Source organism: Mycobacterium sp. NGS49 (assembly GCF_059812565.1).
On sequence record NZ_JCALCX010000038.1, the window covers coordinates 25,498 to 43,530 of the forward strand.

14 protein-coding genes are annotated in these 18,033 nt (G+C 67.2%); 8 read left to right on the plus strand and 6 right to left on the minus strand.

The window, feature by feature from the left end; genetic code table 11:
* Positions 1–35: 35 nt before the first annotated feature.
* From AC5Y7D_RS26955 to AC5Y7D_RS26965, 3 genes are all read right to left on the minus strand, one after another.
* On the minus strand, positions 36–1,628 hold the full coding sequence (locus AC5Y7D_RS26955; RefSeq protein ID WP_499928876.1) for a GMC family oxidoreductase: 1,593 nt from the start codon (positions 1,626–1,628) through the stop codon (positions 36–38).
* 127 nt (positions 1,629–1,755) lie between these two features.
* Positions 1,756–4,386 carry an AAA family ATPase gene (locus tag AC5Y7D_RS26960; protein WP_499928878.1) on the minus strand — a complete coding sequence of 877 codons (2,631 nt, stop codon included), beginning with the start codon at positions 4,384–4,386 and terminating at the stop codon, positions 1,756–1,758.
* On the minus strand, positions 4,383–5,531 hold the full coding sequence (locus AC5Y7D_RS26965; RefSeq protein WP_499928880.1) for a metallophosphoesterase family protein: 1,149 nt from the start codon (positions 5,529–5,531) through the stop codon (positions 4,383–4,385). The genes AC5Y7D_RS26960 and AC5Y7D_RS26965 overlap by 4 nt, the downstream gene beginning before the upstream one ends.
* Before the next feature lie 244 nt (positions 5,532–5,775).
* On the opposite strand from AC5Y7D_RS26965, the gene AC5Y7D_RS26970 reads away from it, so the two are divergent.
* On the plus strand, positions 5,776–6,252 hold the full coding sequence (locus AC5Y7D_RS26970; RefSeq protein ID WP_499928904.1) for a SixA phosphatase family protein: 477 nt from the start codon (positions 5,776–5,778) through the stop codon (positions 6,250–6,252).
* Positions 6,253–6,257: 5 nt separating this feature from the next.
* Here the strand turns inward: AC5Y7D_RS26970 and AC5Y7D_RS26975 are convergent, their stop codons facing one another.
* From AC5Y7D_RS26975 to AC5Y7D_RS26985, 3 genes are all read right to left on the minus strand, one after another.
* On the minus strand, positions 6,258–8,102 hold the full coding sequence (locus AC5Y7D_RS26975) for a PE family protein (RefSeq protein ID WP_499928882.1): 1,845 nt from the start codon (positions 8,100–8,102) through the stop codon (positions 6,258–6,260).
* Positions 8,103–8,222: 120 nt separating this feature from the next.
* A complete protein-coding gene (locus AC5Y7D_RS26980; protein ID WP_499928884.1) occupies positions 8,223–8,765 on the minus strand; it encodes a DUF3558 domain-containing protein in 543 nt (180 codons plus the stop codon).
* 8 nt (positions 8,766–8,773) lie between these two features.
* A complete protein-coding gene (locus tag AC5Y7D_RS26985; RefSeq protein WP_499928905.1) occupies positions 8,774–9,343 on the minus strand; it encodes a DUF3558 domain-containing protein in 570 nt (189 codons plus the stop codon).
* Between the two features lie 172 nt (positions 9,344–9,515).
* Between AC5Y7D_RS26985 and AC5Y7D_RS26990 the strand changes: the two genes are divergently transcribed.
* From AC5Y7D_RS26990 to embR, 7 genes are all read left to right on the plus strand, one after another.
* Positions 9,516–11,258, plus strand: a complete 1,743-nt coding sequence (locus tag AC5Y7D_RS26990) for an ABC transporter ATP-binding protein (protein WP_499928886.1) — start codon at positions 9,516–9,518, stop codon at positions 11,256–11,258.
* 8 nt (positions 11,259–11,266) lie between these two features.
* The gene (locus tag AC5Y7D_RS26995) at positions 11,267–13,159 is read left to right on the plus strand and encodes an ABC transporter ATP-binding protein (protein ID WP_499928907.1); all 1,893 of its coding nucleotides are present in this window, start codon (positions 11,267–11,269) and stop codon (positions 13,157–13,159) included.
* 176 nt (positions 13,160–13,335) lie between these two features.
* Complete coding sequence (locus tag AC5Y7D_RS27000) at positions 13,336–14,085, plus strand: LppX_LprAFG lipoprotein (protein ID WP_499928888.1); 750 nt, start codon at positions 13,336–13,338, stop codon at positions 14,083–14,085.
* Positions 14,086–14,114: 29 nt separating this feature from the next.
* Positions 14,115–14,483, plus strand: a complete 369-nt coding sequence (locus AC5Y7D_RS27005) for a DUF4189 domain-containing protein (RefSeq protein ID WP_499928891.1) — start codon at positions 14,115–14,117, stop codon at positions 14,481–14,483.
* Positions 14,484–14,612: 129 nt separating this feature from the next.
* Positions 14,613–15,326: a C39 family peptidase gene (locus AC5Y7D_RS27010; RefSeq protein WP_499928893.1), complete on the plus strand. Its 714-nt coding sequence runs from the start codon at positions 14,613–14,615 to the stop codon at positions 15,324–15,326.
* 138 nt (positions 15,327–15,464) lie between these two features.
* Positions 15,465–16,172, plus strand: coding sequence for a C39 family peptidase (locus AC5Y7D_RS27015; protein ID WP_499928894.1), 708 nt, complete (start codon positions 15,465–15,467; stop codon positions 16,170–16,172).
* Positions 16,173–16,451: 279 nt separating this feature from the next.
* Positions 16,452–17,612 carry an ATPase/transcriptional regulator EmbR gene (gene embR / locus AC5Y7D_RS27020; protein ID WP_499928896.1) on the plus strand — a complete coding sequence of 387 codons (1,161 nt, stop codon included), beginning with the start codon at positions 16,452–16,454 and terminating at the stop codon, positions 17,610–17,612.
* Positions 17,613–18,033: the final 421 nt, after the last annotated feature.

The following is an 18,033-nucleotide window of genomic DNA, read 5'->3' on the forward strand; positions in this document are numbered from 1 at the left end:
CAGATCGGCGGCGCCGCACATGGGCTGCCTCTGGGTCAGCTGCGGATCAGATCCGCGGCCCTTTCCCCGATCAGCACCGACGGGGCATGGGTGTGGCCCCGGATGGTGCTGGGCATGACCGAGGCGTCGGCGACCCGCAGCCCGTCGACTCCGCGAACCCGCAGCTGTGGGTCGACCACGCTGGCTTCGTCACTGCCCATTCGGCAGGTGCCCATCGGGTGATACAGCGTGTGTGAGCAGGTGTTGAGGGCCAGTTCGAGGGTTGCGTCGTCGAGTTGACCGTCGAGTCCGGCGCAGTTGCGCGGCCGTACCACCGGCCCGAGCACGTCCCTGAGCGACGGCGCCTGGGCGATCTCCGCGCAGATCCGCAGCCCCACCATCATGGCGGCGCGATCTCTGGGATCGGAGAGGTAGCGCGGGTCGATGACCGGTTTGTCGTGTGGATCGCCGGACCGCAGCGTGATCTGTCCGCGGCTCTCGGGAGCGACCAGGATCGGCCCGAAGACGACTCCGTGTCCGGCCGCGGGCTGAAGTGCCTCGTCGTAGAAGGGCGCCGGGGCAAAGATCAATTCCAGATCCGGCAGCTCCAGATCGGGGTCGCTGCGGACGAATCCGTAGGCTTCGCCGACGTTGGAGGTGAGCATGCCGCGCCGCCGCAGCAGGTAGTTGATCAACTGCTTCGGCTTCTCGGCGGCGAACAGGCTGTCTTCCTCGACGTCGAAACCCACCGGTGTCACCAGGTGGTCGATCAGGTTCTGACCTACCTCGGGGGCGTGGTGCAGGGTCTCGATGCCGTGCTCGGCAAGATGTTCGCGATCACCGATGCCCGAGAGCATGAGCAGCTGTGGGCTGTTGACGGCGCCGCCGCAGAGCACCACTTCGCGGCGGGCGCGGACGACGGAGGTTTGACCGGCACGCTGGAATTCCGCACCCACCGCCCTGGTGCCCTCAAAGAGGATCCGGGTGGCCGTGGCGTCGGTGAGTAGGCTGAGGTTCTTGCGGCTCATCGCCGGCTTGAGATAGGCGTCGGCGGTGCTGTACCGGGCACCCCGTCGCTGGGTGACCACCGTCTCGCAAAAGCCCTCCGGTGCAGCGGAATTCGGACGCGCGGCCGCATAGCCGCATTCGCGTGCGGCGGCCAGCCAGGCCGCGGTCAGTGCGCGGGGACTGCGCTGGCGGGAAATGTGCAGCGGGCCCGTGACCCCGCTGTCGTCACCGCTGACGAAATGCCACGCGGCGCTGACGTCCTCGATGCGGCGGTAGTACTCGAGCGCTGCTGCAGCGGACCACTGCGGGTCACTGCGCTTGGCCCACTCGTCGTAGTCGGCGCCGAAGCCACGCACCCACATCATCGCGTTCATCGAGGAGCAGCCGCCGAGCACTTTGCCTCGGGGCCAATAGATCTGGCGCCCGTCGAGTCCGGGCTGCGGCTCGGTCAGGTAATCCCAGTCGACCTCGGTTCGGAACAGCTTGGAGAATGCCGCGGGGATCCCGATGAACCGGTTGGTGTCACCCGGTCCGGCCTCCAGGGCGACCACCTCAGTGGCGGGATCGGCGCTGAGTCGATTGATCACGACGGCTCCGGCAGAGCCGGTGCCGATCACTACGTAGTCACACTGAATGTCCATCGGCCATACCTGGTTTGGGGCGTCAGCCGGGCGCTGGGGGTGCGCCCCCACAGGTGGGAGGTGCCCACCCGCTTGCGGGGGCCGGTCGCCGTCATGGGCCGAGTGTATGCCCGGCCGGCTGCGAGCACTATGCGTTCAGATCGATGCGATGCGCACCCGTGACGCCGTCGTATCTGGTCGGGCTACACGTCAGCACAATCACCTGGCCGTGCGCGCCCACGGCATCGAACACCTCACCCATCTTCACCAGCCGGTCCGGGTCGGTGAACCCGAGCGCGTCGTCGACGACAACCGGGACGGCGTCTTCCTTGGCGACCAGAGCCGCGCCCGCCAATCGGGCCAGTATGCCGAGTTGTTCTTTGGCCCCGCCGGACAGCGACTCGTAGGGCACCGTGACGCCGCCCAGCGTGCGGCTCAGGATGCGCAGGTCGCTGTCGACGTCGATCTCGAATGTCGGACCGAATACCGGGCGGCCGAGCCGCTCTAGCTCGGCGCGGTACGGCTCGACATACCGCTTGCGGGTGTCGTCGCGATGACGTCCCATCACCGACCGCAGCAGCTGCGCAGCCCGGGCGCGGTTACCGACCCGCGCATGATGGCTGGTGGCGTGCTCGAGTTCGGTCTGCGCCGCGTCGAGCCTTCCTTTTCGCCCCTCGCTGCGCAGGACGGCGAGCTCGATGCCGATCTCACGCAGGGCGGTGGCCGTGGCGTCGTGACGCTCGCGCAGCGCGTCGGCCACCGTCTGGGCCTCGAGGAGTTCAGCGGCGATCGCATCCGGTCTGGCGTCGGCGAGGGCCCGGTCAAGGGCGGCCACACGGAGCTCGGCGGCCTGCGCGGCCTGACGCTCGGCCTCGGCCTTGACCGCGAATGCGTCGTCACTCACCGACGTCCGCTCCCTCGCCAACCGGGTGACGGCCGCGGCGAATTCGGCCCGCTGCGTGGCGATGTCACTGCTGAGAACCGTGGCGCGAGTTGTTGTCTCGGCCAGGCGACGGGCGGCGGCGGTGGCAAGTTGACGCCGTGTCTCACACTGCGCCTGCGCCGCCTTAACAGCCGCCTCGGCGGCGTCTCGTTCGGCGCGGGCGCCGGCGACATCGGTGGCGAACAGGTCCGGCTCCGCCGGCTGCTCGGCACGCAACCGGGCCAACCTGTCCCGCAGGGCAACCGCGTTCTCGTCACCGCACAATGCGGTCAGGGTCGCGGTGAGCCGATCGCGACTGGCATGCAGCTCACACTGCCGCTGGTGCGCCGCACGCGCCGCCGCGACGTCGGTGACCCCGCCGGCCTCCAGTGCGGCGGCGAGCTCCTGTTGTGCCGCAACGTACTTGGCGCGCACATCGAGGGCGCTCGGACCCGGGGTGACCCGGGTCGTCACTATCCCGGCGATATCGACGTCGGTGGGAGCGGTGGCGGTGATCGACCAGCTGTGCCCGGCCGGCAATGAGACTCGTCGATCGCCGACGGCAAGCTCGATGTCAGCGGCTGCGGTGAACTCCACGACCGCCGACATCATCTCCAGTTGGTCACCGGCGCGGTCCACCGATGTGGCGGCCTGTTCGATGCGGCGCAGCACGTCGTCGGTCAGCGCGATACCGGACAACTCGCTCCGGATCTGGTCGAGCTCGCGTTCGACTCCGTCGATCCTGGTCAGCCTTGCGCTCAACCGGTCGGCTTCGTCCCGCTCCGCGATGCGGTCGAGGGTGCGCCGAGCGGCTTCGGAGCGGTCTTGCGCCTCCGTCAGGATCGCGGCCGCCTCTTCGGCGGCCGCGTCACAGGCTGCGGCGTCTCGCGCCGCCACCGCCTGCTGCTCCGCGGCTTCTTGGGCTTGCGCCGCTAATGTGGCGATCGCTGTTGCGCGAGAATCGATTTCGGCGATCAGCGCGAGGCGGCCGGCGTGCGCGGCGGTCGACGCGGTGCTGGATGCGGTGGCCGCGGCTGCGATCAGGGCGGCTTCGCGCACCTCATCGGTGAGTGCCTTGACGCGATCGGCTGCGGACTGCGCCGCCTCAAGACGCGGAAGAATCGCAGCGCGCTGCTGTGCCAGCTCCGCCGATTGCCGGGTCAGCTCGGCGTGGCGGGACACCCGGTCGTCCACCTCGGCCATGGCCTGTGCGCACGCGGCCGCTGCGGCCTGTGCCTCGTCCAAGCGGGACCGGGCAGCGGCCCACTCCCCGGTGGGGCGGCCGGTCGCCGTGAAATAGCGTGCGTATTCGGCCTCGATCCGCTCGATGAGCAGCGGCTCGGTGGCTGACAGAGCGGCGTCACCTACGGATTGGGACGCGGCGATGTCGAGCGCGCGCGACAACGCATCGCAGCCCGACAGGTCAACCGAAACGGTCGATGCGGCCTGCAGCACCCGCTGGGCACGCCACAATGCGGTGTCGACCGTCTCGGCCAGCATCGCGCATACGCGCTCGTGCGCCTCGTCACCGGTGAGTTGCTCACGGCGCGGCGAGAGCACCGTCAACTCTGTCTCGCACTTCTTGTGGAACCGTTTGCGGTATACGAAACGATAAGGGCCAGTGCTTATTTCGGCGGTCACCTCCGAACCGGCGTCGGAGTGGGCCGGCTTGACCTGCTTGACGTCTTTCTTCGTCGAGCGGTCCTTGGATTCCAGCAGCAGATCGAGCGCCTCGATCATCGAAGACTTGCCGATTTCGTTGGCGCCGTACACCACCACGACTCCGTGCTCGGGGAATTCGATCTCCCGGTGGACAATGCCGCGGTAGTTGCTCAGGACCAGCCGGTGCAACTTCATGCCGCGCCCCGATCAGCCAGGCGCAGCAACAACGCCAGCGCCGCCTGGGCATCGACGGCGTCGTTCGCGCCCGCGCGTGCCGTGGCGACCAACTCTTCGACCGCCGCCGCGGCGAAGCCGCCGATGCCCAGGTCGTCGAATTCGCCGTCCGCGGGTATGACCGCCAGCTCGGTATGCCGTTCCCACAGTCCCAGCCAGGCGAACAGCCGCGAGTATCTGTCGAGGCAGGCATCGAGTGCCGCGCGGTCGGTGACCGTCAGCGACCCTGTCAATGCCAGGCGCACCACGGTGCGGTCCTTGTCGGGCATCAGGTCGAGGTTCAGATCCAGATCGGTGATGCACCGGCTGGTGTCGACCTGGTTGCGCAGCGTGACGAAGCGCCACCGGCCGACGCGACGGGCCTCGACGGTGACCGGGTGTTGCGGATCAGTCTCGTCGATGTCGACGATCAGCACGTGCCCGGGATCGGTCTCCACGTCGTCGTAATTGGTGACCTCCGGCGACCCGGAATACCAGACCCGGCCGCTGTGGCCGACCTTGGTGAGCGAATGCTTGTCACCGAGGGCGACGTAGTGGATGACGTTGTCCGACAATGCTTTTTCGACACCGCCGAGCCGGATCAGCGATGGCTTCGCGCGGTCGGGATCGAGTACGTCGACGCCACCGTGAGCGACAAGCACACGTGTGACATCGGCGGGGGGCAGCCCGTCCAGCACTTCGGCGACCAGATCGGTGGTGGGCGACTTCGACCGCCACGGTGCCGCGACCAGCTGCACTCCGGGCCGTATCTCGTGCACACCGGCCCGGTCCAGCACCACGACGTTGTCCGGGCATTCAGCCGTGAACAGTGCGCCGGTGTAGACCGACGACGCATCCAGCGGATCGTGATTGCCCGGCAGCAGGTAGACGGGAATATCGATGGCGCGCATGGCTTCCAACGACTGGCCGATCACCTGCGGGGCGAGTTGATTGTGCTCGAAGACGTCGCCGGCCACGACGACGAACTCCGCGCCCACCTCGGCGGCCAGCGCAGCCAACCCGGCCACCGCGTCGCGGCGGGCCGCCGAATAGCGGGGCTGGGCATCACCGGCAAGGAAGTGACGGGTCATGCCCAGTTGCCAGTCGGCGGTGTGCAGGAACCTCATGCCGTCGACCCCCTTCGTGAGCGTGATTGACGTTGCTTCGGGAGTGTATGGCTGGGTGCCGACAAGTCCCGGGACGTCGGCCGGAGGGTCTGGTCAGATGCGCCGGAGGCAATCACCTCCGCCCGGGCGCGCGCAGAGGTACGGCGCTACGCCGCCGCGGTCGGCATTTTGCGCACCCGCACCGCAGCCGGGACGTCGCAGTGGATACCGTGAGCCGGTGGCTGAACCGCACACCCTGATCCTGATGCGGCATGGAAAGTCGGCGTACCCCGACGGGGTACCCGACCATGAGCGACCACTGGCCCCGCGCGGTCAGCGCGAGGCCGGTTTGGCGGGCGACTGGCTGCGCGCCAACTTGCCTACGATCGACGCGGTGTTGTGCTCGACGGCCACCCGTACCCGAGAGACCCTGTCTTGCGCCGGCATCGGCGCGCCGGTCCGCTACCTCGGGCGACTGTACGGCGCCACCCCGGGCGCCGTGATCGACGAGATCAACCGGGTGGACGACGATGTCGCCGCCCTGCTGATCGTCGGGCACGAACCGACGACATCCTCGTTGGCGCTCATCCTTGCGGACGTCGACAACAGCAATACCGCTGCGGCAGAGAGCATCTCGGTGAAGTACCCGACGTCAGCAATCGCCGTGCTGCACGTCCGGGGCCGGTGGGCCGACGTGCAACCCGGCAGCGCCGCGCTGGTCGACTTCCACGTGCCGCGTTAGCACGATCAGCCGGGCAGGCCTGCCGCGCCGGCGCCTCCCGCAGTCCCGTTGCCTCCGGCGCTACCCTGAACGGACCCCGTGCCACCCTGACCGCCCGCACTGCCTGCTCCGCCGGTTCCGCCCAGGCCGCCGACGCCACCGCCGCCAACGACACCGCGGCTACCCACACTGCCAAGCAGTCCGCCGGCTCCCCCGGTAGCGCCAGCGGCGCCGCCAGCGCCGCCGTTGCCGCCAGTGCCGCCAACGCCGCCGTCGCCACCGCTGCCGCCGTCTCCCCCTTTGAATACGGGCGACGTTGCTGGGGGTGCAGAGGCCGCTCCACCGACCCCACCGGCTCCACCGACCCCGCCGTAGCCACCGGCCCCACCGGCTCCACCGAGCCCGCCGTCACCGCTGGCACCGCCGTTTCCGAACAGTCGCCCGGCGGCGCCGCCGTCACCGCCCTGGCCACCAGCACCGCCGACGCCGCCCACCCCACCGTTGCCGCCGGCGTTGCCGGCACCCCCGACGCCCCCAAAAGCTTGGCTGTTGACACTGGCGGTGGCAGCGTTGCCGCCGGCACCACCTCCACCGCCGGACCCACCCGGGGCCCCGGCACCGCCGGCCCCACCGATACCTCCGCTGCCGCCGGTACCACCGTTACCCACGAAGAATCCACCTGCTCCACCGTGTCCACCGGCACCACCGATTCCTCCGTTGCCCCCGGCCGTGCCGGCGGCACCACCGCCACCCTGTCCGCCGTCACCGCCGATATTCAGATTTCCGTTGCTCGCGGCTCCGCCGGCACCGCCGACACCCCCCGCGAAGCCAGGAGACAAGCCCACGACGCCATCGCCACCGTTACCGCCGTGGGCGGTGGTGCCGCCGGGAAGCACCATCGCTGCGCCGCCGGATCCGCCCGCACCGCCGTCAGTCCCACCGTCACCGCCATCTCCGCCGGTGGCCAGCGTTACGCCCGTCCCGTTGAGCGCGGTACCGCCGACACCGCCGGTTCCGCCGGTCAGACCACCGCCACCGGGGCTGCCGGTGCCGCCCCCAGTCGCAGTGATCGAGCCCGTTGTCGCCGTCGCCGTACCCCCGCCCGTGCCGGTGGCTGCGGTGCCGGCCGGGGTGGGATTGACACCGGAAGCACCGGTGAGGCCGGTACCGCCCTGCCCGCCCGCCCCGCCGTCACCGAACAAAACTGCGCTACCCCCGTCACCTCCGCGACCGGGGAGACCGCCATTGACGGCAGCGAGCGCGGCACCACCCTGGCCGCCGGCTCCGCCGTTGCCGTACAGCATCCCGCCGGCACCGCCGCTTCCGCCTGGTTGCCCCGGCCCGCCCAATCCGCCGACCCCTCCGTTGCCGAACAGTCCAGCGGCTCCGCCGCTACCACCGGCCCGGCCTGAACCGCCGGAACCGCCGTTACCGCCGTTTCCCCACAACAAGCCGCCGGGTCCGCCGGCTTGGCCCGAGCCCGGGGCGCCGTTGGCGCCGTTGCCGATCAGCGGGCGAGCAAGCAGCGCCTGAGTGGGCGCATTCACCAGGCCCAGGACACCGTCTTGGACCACCTGCAAGGGCGAAGTGTTGGCCGCTTCAGCACCGGTATAAGCACTTCCGGCCATTGTCAACGCGTCGACGAAGTGGGTCTGGAACGCCACAGCCTGCGCCCCCAGTGCCTGATACGCCCGACCGTGGTCTGCGAACAGCGCCGCGATCTGGGTAGACACTTCGTCGGCGGCGGCGGCCACCACTCCGGTCGTAGCTGCCGAGGCAGTCCCGTTAGCCGCACCGACTGCTGAGGCCAAGCCGGCTAGATCCTTTGCCGCAGAAGACAATTCCGGTGGCAACGTAATGAGGTACGACATCGACGTCACTCCTTGGGGTTATCGATGACCACGAAGAGGAGTCGATGCTATAGCCCAAATTGGGGCGAGCAGACGGGTTTGGACAAACCCCGCCCCGAGAGTGCTAGCCAGCTCTGCCCCTTAGGCGTTGGTCGCCAGCGTCAACTCCATGAGCTTGAGCGCCTGTCCACACGCATCGATGCCGGGCGCCTGCGGATTGACCCACCAGCCGACGACGCCGGCCGCGTCGCTGGCGACACCGCAGGCCCCGTTGGGATCGTTGGGCCGCATCACAATCGAGTCGATGCCCTGGATGGAGCGGGTCTCGACCTGATACTTCAGCCCCTCGGCGACTTTGCGCTCGTTGTTCAGGCTGCCCTGCTCGAACCAGAACCGGGTGATGTCGATCAGGCCGGCCGGGTTGGCGGCCTGCCAGCGGCAGATGGCCCCGACGAACGTGCTCTGAATGTCCAGCGGATCGGCACCCACCGTCTTGGCGAGGATGTCGGTGGTCAGGACCTCGCACTCCTTGAGGAGGTTGGGATATTGCCGTTCGGAGTTGTCGTTGCGCGGGACACCGGCTCCTCCCGCCTTCATCGCCTTGCCGTCGACAGACTTGGTACACCCGGTCAGCACCATCAGCACGGTGATCAGCGCGGCAGTCACGGTCAGCAGGGCTCGCATCCGCCGGCTCATTTCGAGTTCGCAATCGATTGACGGGCCAGTTCCTTCGCGATGTCACAGGCCGGGGGGAACGGCTTCTGGCTGAAGCTCACCGACCATTCGATGAAGTCGTCGGCGAACTGGATGCCGACCTCACACAGCGAGTCACCCAGGCTGGGCTCGTTGCCCACGGCGATGAATCCACCGTGACCGTTGATGTTGATGTCCTCGACGCTGGCCCGCGACAACTCCTCGGTCTTGCGTTCACGTCCGATCGGGCTGCCGCGGTACCAGGAGAAGGAGAAGTGGGGCCCGGAGATCCCGCCGCCGGCCAGCCACTGGCAGCCCACGGAGTTCTTCGCGGTGTTGACCAACCCGGAGATCCTGGTCAGCTGGGTCACCGTCTCGTCGCTGACGCCACCGCACTGCGGGAAGAACGGCCCGTGCTTGCCATCGGCGCTCCCCGACGTCGACGGAACCGGTCCGCCGGGCTTGTTGTCGTCGGAACCGGAGCACCCCGCGACTCCGGAAAGCAGGGCCACCGAGGCCCCGACCGCCGCGACCCGCCGCCAGGCAGGCCCCGCCCAATTACGCCGCACCACTACCCACCATTTCTCCAGGCTGCCGCCGCTCCACACGATGCACTGTAGCCGCAGCCCCACGGGTCAACCACCGACACGCCACTTGATCAGGCATTTCGGGACGACGTGCACGCCCCGGCCGCGCCTGTTATTGCGCAGCACTGACGGCCCGGTGTGACACAGTTACCCCATGCTCCTGGCACTGCTGCGCCAGTACATCCTGCCGTATCGCGCGATGGTGGCGGTGTTGATGGTGCTGCAGTCAGTCAGCACACTGGCTTCGCTGTACCTTCCCACCGTCAACGCCGCGATCATCGACGACGGCGTCTCCAAGGGCGACGCGGCCACCATCATGCGACTCGGGGTGGTCATGCTTCTTGTCACCGGGCTGCAGGCGCTTTGTGCGGTGGGGGCCACGTACTTCGGCTCGCGGACCGGAACCGGCTTCGGCCGCGATCTGCGGGCAGCAATGTTCGACCAGGTGCTGCGCTTCTCCGAGCACGAGACGGCTCGATTCGGTGCACCGACGTTGTTGACCCGCAGCACCAACGATGTGCGGCAGATCGTGTTCCTGGTACAGACGAGCGCCACCGTGCTGGTCACCGCACCGATCATGTGCGTCGGCGGCGTCCTCATGGCCATCCATCAAGAGGCGGCGCTGACCTGGCTGCTGCTGGTCAGCGTCCCGGTGATGGCAGTCGCCAACTACTGGATCATTTCGCACATGCTGCCGCTGTTCCGCAGCATGCAGAGTCTGATCGACGGCATCAACAGGGTGATGCGCGACCAGCTCTCCGGCGTGCGGGTGGTCCGGGCGTTCACCCGCGAGCAATTCGAGCGCGACAGGTTCGCTCAGGCCAACATGGCGCTGTCCAGCGCCGCCCTGGGTGCGGGCAACTGGCAGGCGCTGATGCTCCCCGTGACCACCCTGACCATCAACCTGTCCAGCGTCGCGCTGATCTGGTTCGGCGGCCTGCGCATCGATTCAGGACAGATGCAGGTGGGATCGCTGATCGCGTTCCTGTCGTACTTCGCCCAGATCCTGATGGCGGTGTTGATGGCGACGATGACGTTGATCGTGTTGCCGCGGGCAGCCGTCTGCGCCGAACGCATCACCGAAGTGTTGTCCACCACGCCGGCCATCGTGAGTCCACCACAACCGAAGTTCCCGGCGCATCCGATCACCGGTCTGGTGCAGTTGCAGGACCTGACCTTCAGCTATCCGGGAGCCGATTACCCGGTGCTGCAGGACATCTCGCTGACCGCGCGGCCCGGTACCACCACCGCGATCGTCGGCAGCACCGGGTCGGGAAAGTCGACGCTGGTGTCACTGATCTGCCGCCTCTACGACGCCACCGCCGGGAAGGTCGTGATCGACAGCATCGACGTCCGCGACTACGACACCGCACGACTCTGGTCCGCGATCGGGTTGGTGCCGCAGCGCGGCTACCTGTTCACCGGCACCGTCGCCGACAACCTGAGGTATGGCGCGCTGCCGGGGCAGCCGGTCACCGACGAGCAGATGTGGGAAGCGTTACGCATCGCGGGGGCAGCTGATTTCGTACGGCCGCACGGGCTGCAGATGCGCGTCGCACAGGGTGGCATCAACTTTTCCGGCGGCCAGCGTCAGCGATTGGCGATCGCGCGCGCGGTCATTCGTCGCCCCGCCATTTACCTGTTCGACGACGCATTCTCCGCACTCGACGTCCACACCGATGCACGGGTGCGCAGCGCACTGCGCGAAGAGGCCGCAGCTGCCACGATAATCATTGTGACGCAAAGGATTTCATCTGCAGCCCAGGCCGACGAGGTGATCGTGGTGGATAAGGGCCGGATCGTCGGCGCAGGCAGCCACGGATCGTTGCTGACCGACTGCCCCGCCTATAGGGAATTCGCCGCCTCGCAGGCCGTGAGTGCCGGGGGAGTGCCGTGAACGCACCGATGGCCACCCGCCCACGCGGCGCCGCCCCGGCGCCGCCCGACACGCGCTCGCGCGATTTCTGGGGGTCGTCACGTCGGCTGGTGGGACGGCTGTCCCCGCATCGCCGGCTGAGCCTCGCCGTCATCTCGCTCGGGATCGCCGGCACCGCCATCGGGGTGATGGTTCCCCGGATTCTCGGGCACGCAACCGATCTGCTGTTCAACGGCGTGGTCGGCCGCCGGTTGCCGTCGGGTGTCACCAAGGCCCAGGCCGTAGCCGAGGCCCGGGCGCGCGGCGACACGGCTTTTGCCGACCTGCTTTCCGGGATGAATGTGGTACCGGGTCAGGGAGTGGACTTCGGCGCGGTGGCGCGCACCTTGATCCTGGCCTTCTGCCTGTATCTTGTTGTCGCGGCGATGCTTTGGGGTCAGGCGCGACTGTTGAACGTCACCGTGCAGCGAACCATCACCCGGCTGCGCGCCGATGTCGAGGACAAGTTGCACCGCCTGCCATTGTCGTACTTCGACCGACAACAGCGCGGGGAACTGCTCAGCCGGGTCACCAACGACATCGACAACATGCAGACGTCGTTGTCGATGACGATCAGCCAACTGGTGACGTCGATTCTGACCGTGCTCGGCGTGCTGTTCATGATGGTCTGGATTTCGCCGTTGCTCGCACTGATCACCGTGTGCACCGTTCCGCTCTCGTTGTGGGCCACCCGGGCGATCACCCGCCGTTCGAAACGGCTGTTCATGGCGCACTGGGCCAGCACGGGCCGGCTCAACGCCCACATCGAAGAGACTTACAGCGGATTCACGGTGGTCAAGACCTTCGGCCACCAGGACGCCGCGCTCACCCAGTTCCACCAACTCAACGACGATGTCTACCAGGCCAGCTTCGGCGCCCAGTTCTTTTCCGGACTGGTCGGGCCGGTAACGGGGTTCATCGGCAACCTGGGCTACGTGGCCGTCGCCGTGATCGGCGGCCTGCAGATCGCCGCCGGGCAGATCACGCTCGGCAGCATCCAGGCGTTCATTCAGTACGTGCGCCAGTTCAACACTCCGGTGGGTCAGGTTGCCGGGATGTACAACACCCTGCAGTCCGGCGTGGCGAGCGCCGAGCGGGTGTTCGAGCTGCTCGACGAGCCCGAAGAGCCCCCGGATCCCGCAACAGAAATCGAAACCCCGACGGGACCGGGACGGGTCGAGTTCGAACACGTGAGATTCGCCTACCACCCCGGCCACCCGGTGATCCACGATCTGTCGCTGGTGGCCGAACCGGGTAGCACGGTGGCGATTGTCGGGCCGACCGGTGCCGGCAAGACCACCCTGGTGAACCTGCTGATGCGGTTCTACGACGTCGACTCCGGCCGCATCCTGATCGACGGCGTGGATATCGCCACCCTCAACCGGCATGCGTTGCGTTCGCGGATCGGCATGGTGTTGCAGGACACCTGGCTGTTCGACGGCACGATCGAGGAGAACATCGCCTACGGCCGCCCGGATGCGACCAAGGCCGAAATCGTGGCCGCGGCCGAGGCGGCCTACGTGGACCGGTTCGTGCACACCCTGCCGGCCGGCTATCAGACCCAGATCAGCGGGGGCGGGGGCAACATCAGCGTCGGCGAAAAACAGCTGATCACGATCGCCCGGGCGTTCCTTGCCCGCCCGCAACTGCTGATTCTGGACGAGGCGACCAGCTCGGTCGACAGCCGCACCGAGCTGCTCATCGCGCGAGCCACCGGCGAACTCCGCCGCGACCGAACGAGTTTTATTATCGCCCATCGCCTTTCGACGATCCGTGATGCCGATCGGATCGTCGTCGTGCAGGCGGGCAGGATCGTGGAACAAGGCAGCCACGCCGCACTGCTGGCCGCGCGCAGCGCCTACTACGAGATGACGCTGGCCTGACCGTTGGTTGCCACACGGTTCTACGATGATCGGCGCTGCCGCAAAACGAGTTGCCGAACAAGCGGATTCGGCCACACCCCGGCAGCGGCTCACTAAGCTCAGTGGTCGGCTGTTGACTGTCGGGCGCGGCGATGACTATGCAGGAAACAGCTGTGGGCCAACATTAGGAGATGTCGATGAAGCTTCCGCCTCACGCCTTCCGGCAACGATTGCTCACCGCCGCAGCTGCCGCCCTGGCCGTCGTACTCGTGGTCGGCGGATGCGGCGGAAAGGCCACCGACGGCGCCAAATCCCCGGGCAGCACGGCCAATGCCACCAGCGGTGAAGCCGCGACCCTGCTCAAGCAGGCCGCCGACGTGATGCGCAAAACCACCGGCATGCACGTGAGCGTCGCCGTCGAAGGCGACATCCCCAATATCCGGGTGACCAAGCTCGAGGGCGATGTCTCCAACACTCCCCAGACCGTCGCCACCGGCGTCGCCACGGTACTGGTGGGCAGCAGGAGCGAAGAGGCACACTTCGTCTTCGTCGACGGGCATCTCTATTCGGACCTGGGACAACCGGGTTCCTACACCGACTTCGGCAACGGCGCCTCGATCTACCACGTCTCGGTGCTGCTGGATCCCGACAAGGGCCTGGCCAACCTGCTGGCCAACCTCAAGAATGGTGCGGTGGCGGGCAGCCAGCAGGTGAACGGCGTCGCGACCACCAAAATCACCGGAAACTCATCCGCGAGCGACATCGCGACGTTGGCGGGCACCCGGGTGACAGATGAGAACGTCTCGACAGTGCCGACCACCGTGTGGACCGCGTCAGACGGCTCCTCCCACCTGGTGCAGATCAAGATCTCCCCCACCGCAAACACTTCGGTGACGTTGACCTTGTCCGACTGGGGCAAACAGGTCACCGCAACCAAGCCAGTCTAGCGCCGGCACTCGGAAAGGTAGGACTTCGCATGACGACGACCACCCGTCGGCAGCGGTTAGCGGTCGCCGCTGTCCGCGTGGCCACCGCCGCCGCCCTGGCGGTAGCACTGGCCCCCACCGCTGCGGCGGCCGATTCCTACGGCGCGATCGCATACTCCGGCAACGGTTCCTGGGGACGATCGCACGCGTATCCCACGAAGGCGGCAGCCGAGGCGACGGCGGTGAAATCGTGTGGCTACCCCGACTGCAAGGTACTGACCACCTTCACCGGCTGCGGCGCCGTCGCGGCCAAAGACCACGACTACAAGGGTGGAGTGGGGCCCGACCTGAGCGCTGCCATGAAAGACGCGCTGAGCAAGCTCCCCGGCAGCTATATCGACACCTGGGCCTGCAACTGAGGATCCGCCGCAGTCAGCTGATCACTTCAAGAATTCGTAGAGATAACAGATAGGCCAACGTCAGAGCCTTTTCTCAACAGGCCGTCCGCGGAAAGCGGAGCGAGCACTTCACGAGAAAAGGACAAGACCATGATGAGGCTGAGGATCTCCTCGATCGCAAAGACCGCGTTGTTGGCCACCGTTGCCGGAGTGGTAGCGCTGGGACTCGCCGGGCCGGCCGAAGCTTCGGCGGGCTCCACCATGTACGGCGACCCGACCGCCGCCGCCAAGTACTGGCGGCACCAGAAATACGACGACTGCGCCATCATGTCCAGCGCTGACGTGGTCGGGCAGATCACCGGCAAGCTCCCCTCCGAGCGGTCCATCATCAAGGTCGCCCAGAGCACCCCCAGCGTGTCACACCCCGGTTCGATCTACGTCAAGCCCGCCGACAAGAACGACCCCAACTCAGGGATGGGCACCGACCCGGACGACCTGCCGACACTGCTGGCGCACTACGGAATTCACGCCACCAACACCGACGCGGACAACGCCGGCAAGACCGGGGTCGCCACCGGCATGGAAGCTCTGGAGCAGTACCTCGGCAGCGGCCACGCCGTCATCGTCGGGCTCAACGCCGAGATGATCTGGAACCAGCCGATCGAGAACCGCGGCAACGACGGCCAACCGCGTGCCGACCATGCGGTGGTGGTGACCGGAGTCGACACCGCCAACGGCGTCGTGCACCTCAACGACAGCGGCAACGAGAACGGCCGCGACGAGCAGATCCCGATGGCGGTGTTCGTGAAGGCCTGGGCCACCAGCAACAACTTCATGACCGTCACGCAGGAAACGCACAAGTGATCTGAGCAATCGGCGGGCAGCCACCCAATTGGGTTGGCTGCCCGCTGTTTTGTCACCGCACGGCGGCTGGGCACCGCCACCCGATCGCTCCAAGAATTTCTGGAGATAACAACCAGGTCTGGCCTCGAACCTTTCTCCATGAGCAACAAGATCGCCGCCGCCAAGGCCGGCCTGCTGACACTGGTGACGGGCGCGCTGGTCCTGGGACTGGCCGCCCCCGCCGACGCGTCCGCGGAGCGCACCATGTACGGCAATCCCGCGGCAGCCGCCAAGTGGTGGCGCTACCAGAAATACGACGACTGCGTGCTGATGGCCAGCGCCGACGTGATCGGTCAAATGACCGGTGCGGAGCCCTCCGAGCGCGCCATCATCAAAGTGGCCCAGTCCACGCCGAGCACCAGACACCCCGGCTCCATCTACATCCCACCGGCCGACCCGCAGAACCCGAATTCGGGCAACGGCACCAGCCGGCTGGACATCCCGGCATTGCTGGGCAGCTACGGCATCGGGGCGAAGACGACCGATCAGGACGAGGCGGCGAACAACGGGGTCGCCACGGGGATGCAGGCTCTCGAGGAGTACCTCGGCAATGGGCACGCGGTCATCGTCAGCGTCAACGCCGAAATGATCTGGGGTGAGCCCATCGACAGCAAGGATGACGACGGCAACCCGGTAGCCGACCACGCGGTGGTGGTGACCGGTGTCGACACCGGCAACGGCGTGGTGCACCTAAATGACAGCGGCAACAAGAACGGGCGCGACGAGCAGATCCCCTTGGGCCTGTTCACCAGGGCCTGGGCCACCAGCCGATTCTTCCTGGTGGTCACCGGCGCAACCGTCAAGTGAGTGCGGGTCAGCATGAGCACCAACGCAATTCGACTCGGCGTCCGATGATCGCTTTGGCGGCAACGGCATTTCGCGGATCGATACGGCGCCGATTTCGGGCGACGTGCCCGACCGGGTGGGCGAGGATCCACGAACTTCGCGCCACAATGCTTCAGAATGACAAGCGATGCGGGACCCGCCGTGACGGGACCCGCAACGTCCAAGACACAATGATGAGGAAGGTCGCCGTACTGGCACCTCGCTGTTCGGAAGGCATCGGAATGCCGCAGAGGACCCGGAATGGCTGGTAGCGCGATGGTGGACAAACATCTCGAATTCGGTGTGCTCGGACCGCTGGAGATGAGCATTGACCGCACTCTGGTGGGGCTGGGCACACCCAAGCAGCGGGCCGTGCTGGCCATGCTGGTCATCAACCGCAACCGCCCGGTCGGCGTCGACACGCTGATCACGGCGCTCTGGGACGAATGGCCACCGTCCGGCGCGCGCGCCAGTATCCATTCCTACGTGTCCAATCTGCGCAAGCTGGTCAGCGCCGCCGGAGTCGACCCACGACTGGTCCTGGCCGCGGCGCCGCCGGGCTATCGGCTGACCATCCCGGAAAACACCTGCGATCTCGGCCGCTTCATCGCCGAGAAGACGGCCGGGGTTCACGCCGCCGCGGCGGGCCGTTTCGAGGAGGCCAGTCGGCACCTGTCGGCTGCGCTCAGCGAGTGGCGCGGACCGGTGCTCGACGACCTGCGGGACTTTCAGTTCGTCGACTCGTTCGCCACCGCCCTGGTCGAGGACAAGATCATCGCGCACACCGCCAAGGCCGAGGCGGAGATCGCGTGCGGACGGGCGTCGGCGGTGATCACCGAACTCGAGGCGCTGGTGGTGGAACACCCCTACCGGGAGCCGCTCTGGACGCAGTTGATCACGGCGTACTACCTGACCGACCGCCAGTCCGACGCCCTGAACGCCTATCGACGGGTCAAGACGACCCTGGCCGACGACCTCGGCATCGATCCCGGCCCCACCCTGCGGGCACTCAACGAGCGGATCCTGCGGCAGGAAACCCTCGACGTGAAGCAAAACGCCAAAGTGACCGCGGTCGGAACCGTCACGGTGCTCGACAAGCGCACCATGGCCGCCACCCAGAAGGTCGCCGCCTACCTGCATGACGTTGCGACCGGACGCGACTACCCGTTGCGCTCGGCGGCGACCCGGATCGGCCGTCTCAGCGACAACGACATCGTCCTGGACAGCGCGAACGTCAGCCGCCACCATGCCGTCATCGTCGATACCGGGACCAACTACATCATCAACGACCTGCGTTCGTCCAACGGTGTGCACGTGCGGCACCAGCGCATCCGTACCGCCGCCACCATCCACGACGGCGACCACATCCGGATCTGCGATCACGAATTCACGTTTCAGATTGCCGCGCACACCCAGGCCTGACGCACCGGCCGGCGGCCACATCAACGGGCAACGGGCACAAAGTTTTTGACGCTTTTGGAGACAGGGGCAGGCGGCCGGCCGGCTTGTTGCGGGCCGCGGCTGGCCAGCTGGCGTCCAAGTTGCGGGGTGGCCGTTGCCACAAGACTTTTCACGACCGGTGGTCATCCAACTGTTTGTCGGACCCGACCGGTACCGTTCACGCACGGCAAGATGTGTGGTTTTTTGGCTGACGGTATTGGCAGTCTTATTGGCAAGCTCCCACCGGCCCGATTACCGTCATGGTTGCTGAATTCGGTGGTTGCTCTCAATGCGCTACCTGGGGGCGGTTGATAGTGTCGGCGGGATTCGGGTTGTTTGAGGAGGATCATCAATGAGCGAGGCATCAGACTCGCGAGTGGGCTCGACGTTCGGGCCCTACCAC

Coding starts and splice junctions, on each gene's coding strand:
- AC5Y7D_RS26955 (WP_499928876.1), bottom strand. CDS start 1,628: ATGGACATTCAGTGTGACTACGTAGTGATCGGCACCGGCTCTGCCGGA.
- AC5Y7D_RS26960 (WP_499928878.1), bottom strand. CDS start 4,386: ATGAAGTTGCACCGGCTGGTCCTGAGCAACTACCGCGGCATTGTCCAC.
- AC5Y7D_RS26965 (WP_499928880.1), bottom strand. CDS start 5,531: ATGAGGTTCCTGCACACCGCCGACTGGCAACTGGGCATGACCCGTCAC.
- AC5Y7D_RS26970 (WP_499928904.1), top strand. CDS start 5,776: ATGCGGCATGGAAAGTCGGCGTACCCCGACGGGGTACCCGACCATGAG.
- AC5Y7D_RS26975 (WP_499928882.1), bottom strand. CDS start 8,102: ATGTCGTACCTCATTACGTTGCCACCGGAATTGTCTTCTGCGGCAAAG.
- AC5Y7D_RS26980 (WP_499928884.1), bottom strand. CDS start 8,765: ATGCGAGCCCTGCTGACCGTGACTGCCGCGCTGATCACCGTGCTGATG.
- AC5Y7D_RS26990 (WP_499928886.1), top strand. CDS start 9,516: ATGCTCCTGGCACTGCTGCGCCAGTACATCCTGCCGTATCGCGCGATG.
- AC5Y7D_RS26995 (WP_499928907.1), top strand. CDS start 11,267: ATGGCCACCCGCCCACGCGGCGCCGCCCCGGCGCCGCCCGACACGCGC.
- AC5Y7D_RS27000 (WP_499928888.1), top strand. CDS start 13,336: ATGAAGCTTCCGCCTCACGCCTTCCGGCAACGATTGCTCACCGCCGCA.
- AC5Y7D_RS27005 (WP_499928891.1), top strand. CDS start 14,115: ATGACGACGACCACCCGTCGGCAGCGGTTAGCGGTCGCCGCTGTCCGC.
- AC5Y7D_RS27010 (WP_499928893.1), top strand. CDS start 14,613: ATGATGAGGCTGAGGATCTCCTCGATCGCAAAGACCGCGTTGTTGGCC.
- AC5Y7D_RS27015 (WP_499928894.1), top strand. CDS start 15,465: ATGAGCAACAAGATCGCCGCCGCCAAGGCCGGCCTGCTGACACTGGTG.
- embR (WP_499928896.1), top strand. CDS start 16,452: ATGGCTGGTAGCGCGATGGTGGACAAACATCTCGAATTCGGTGTGCTC.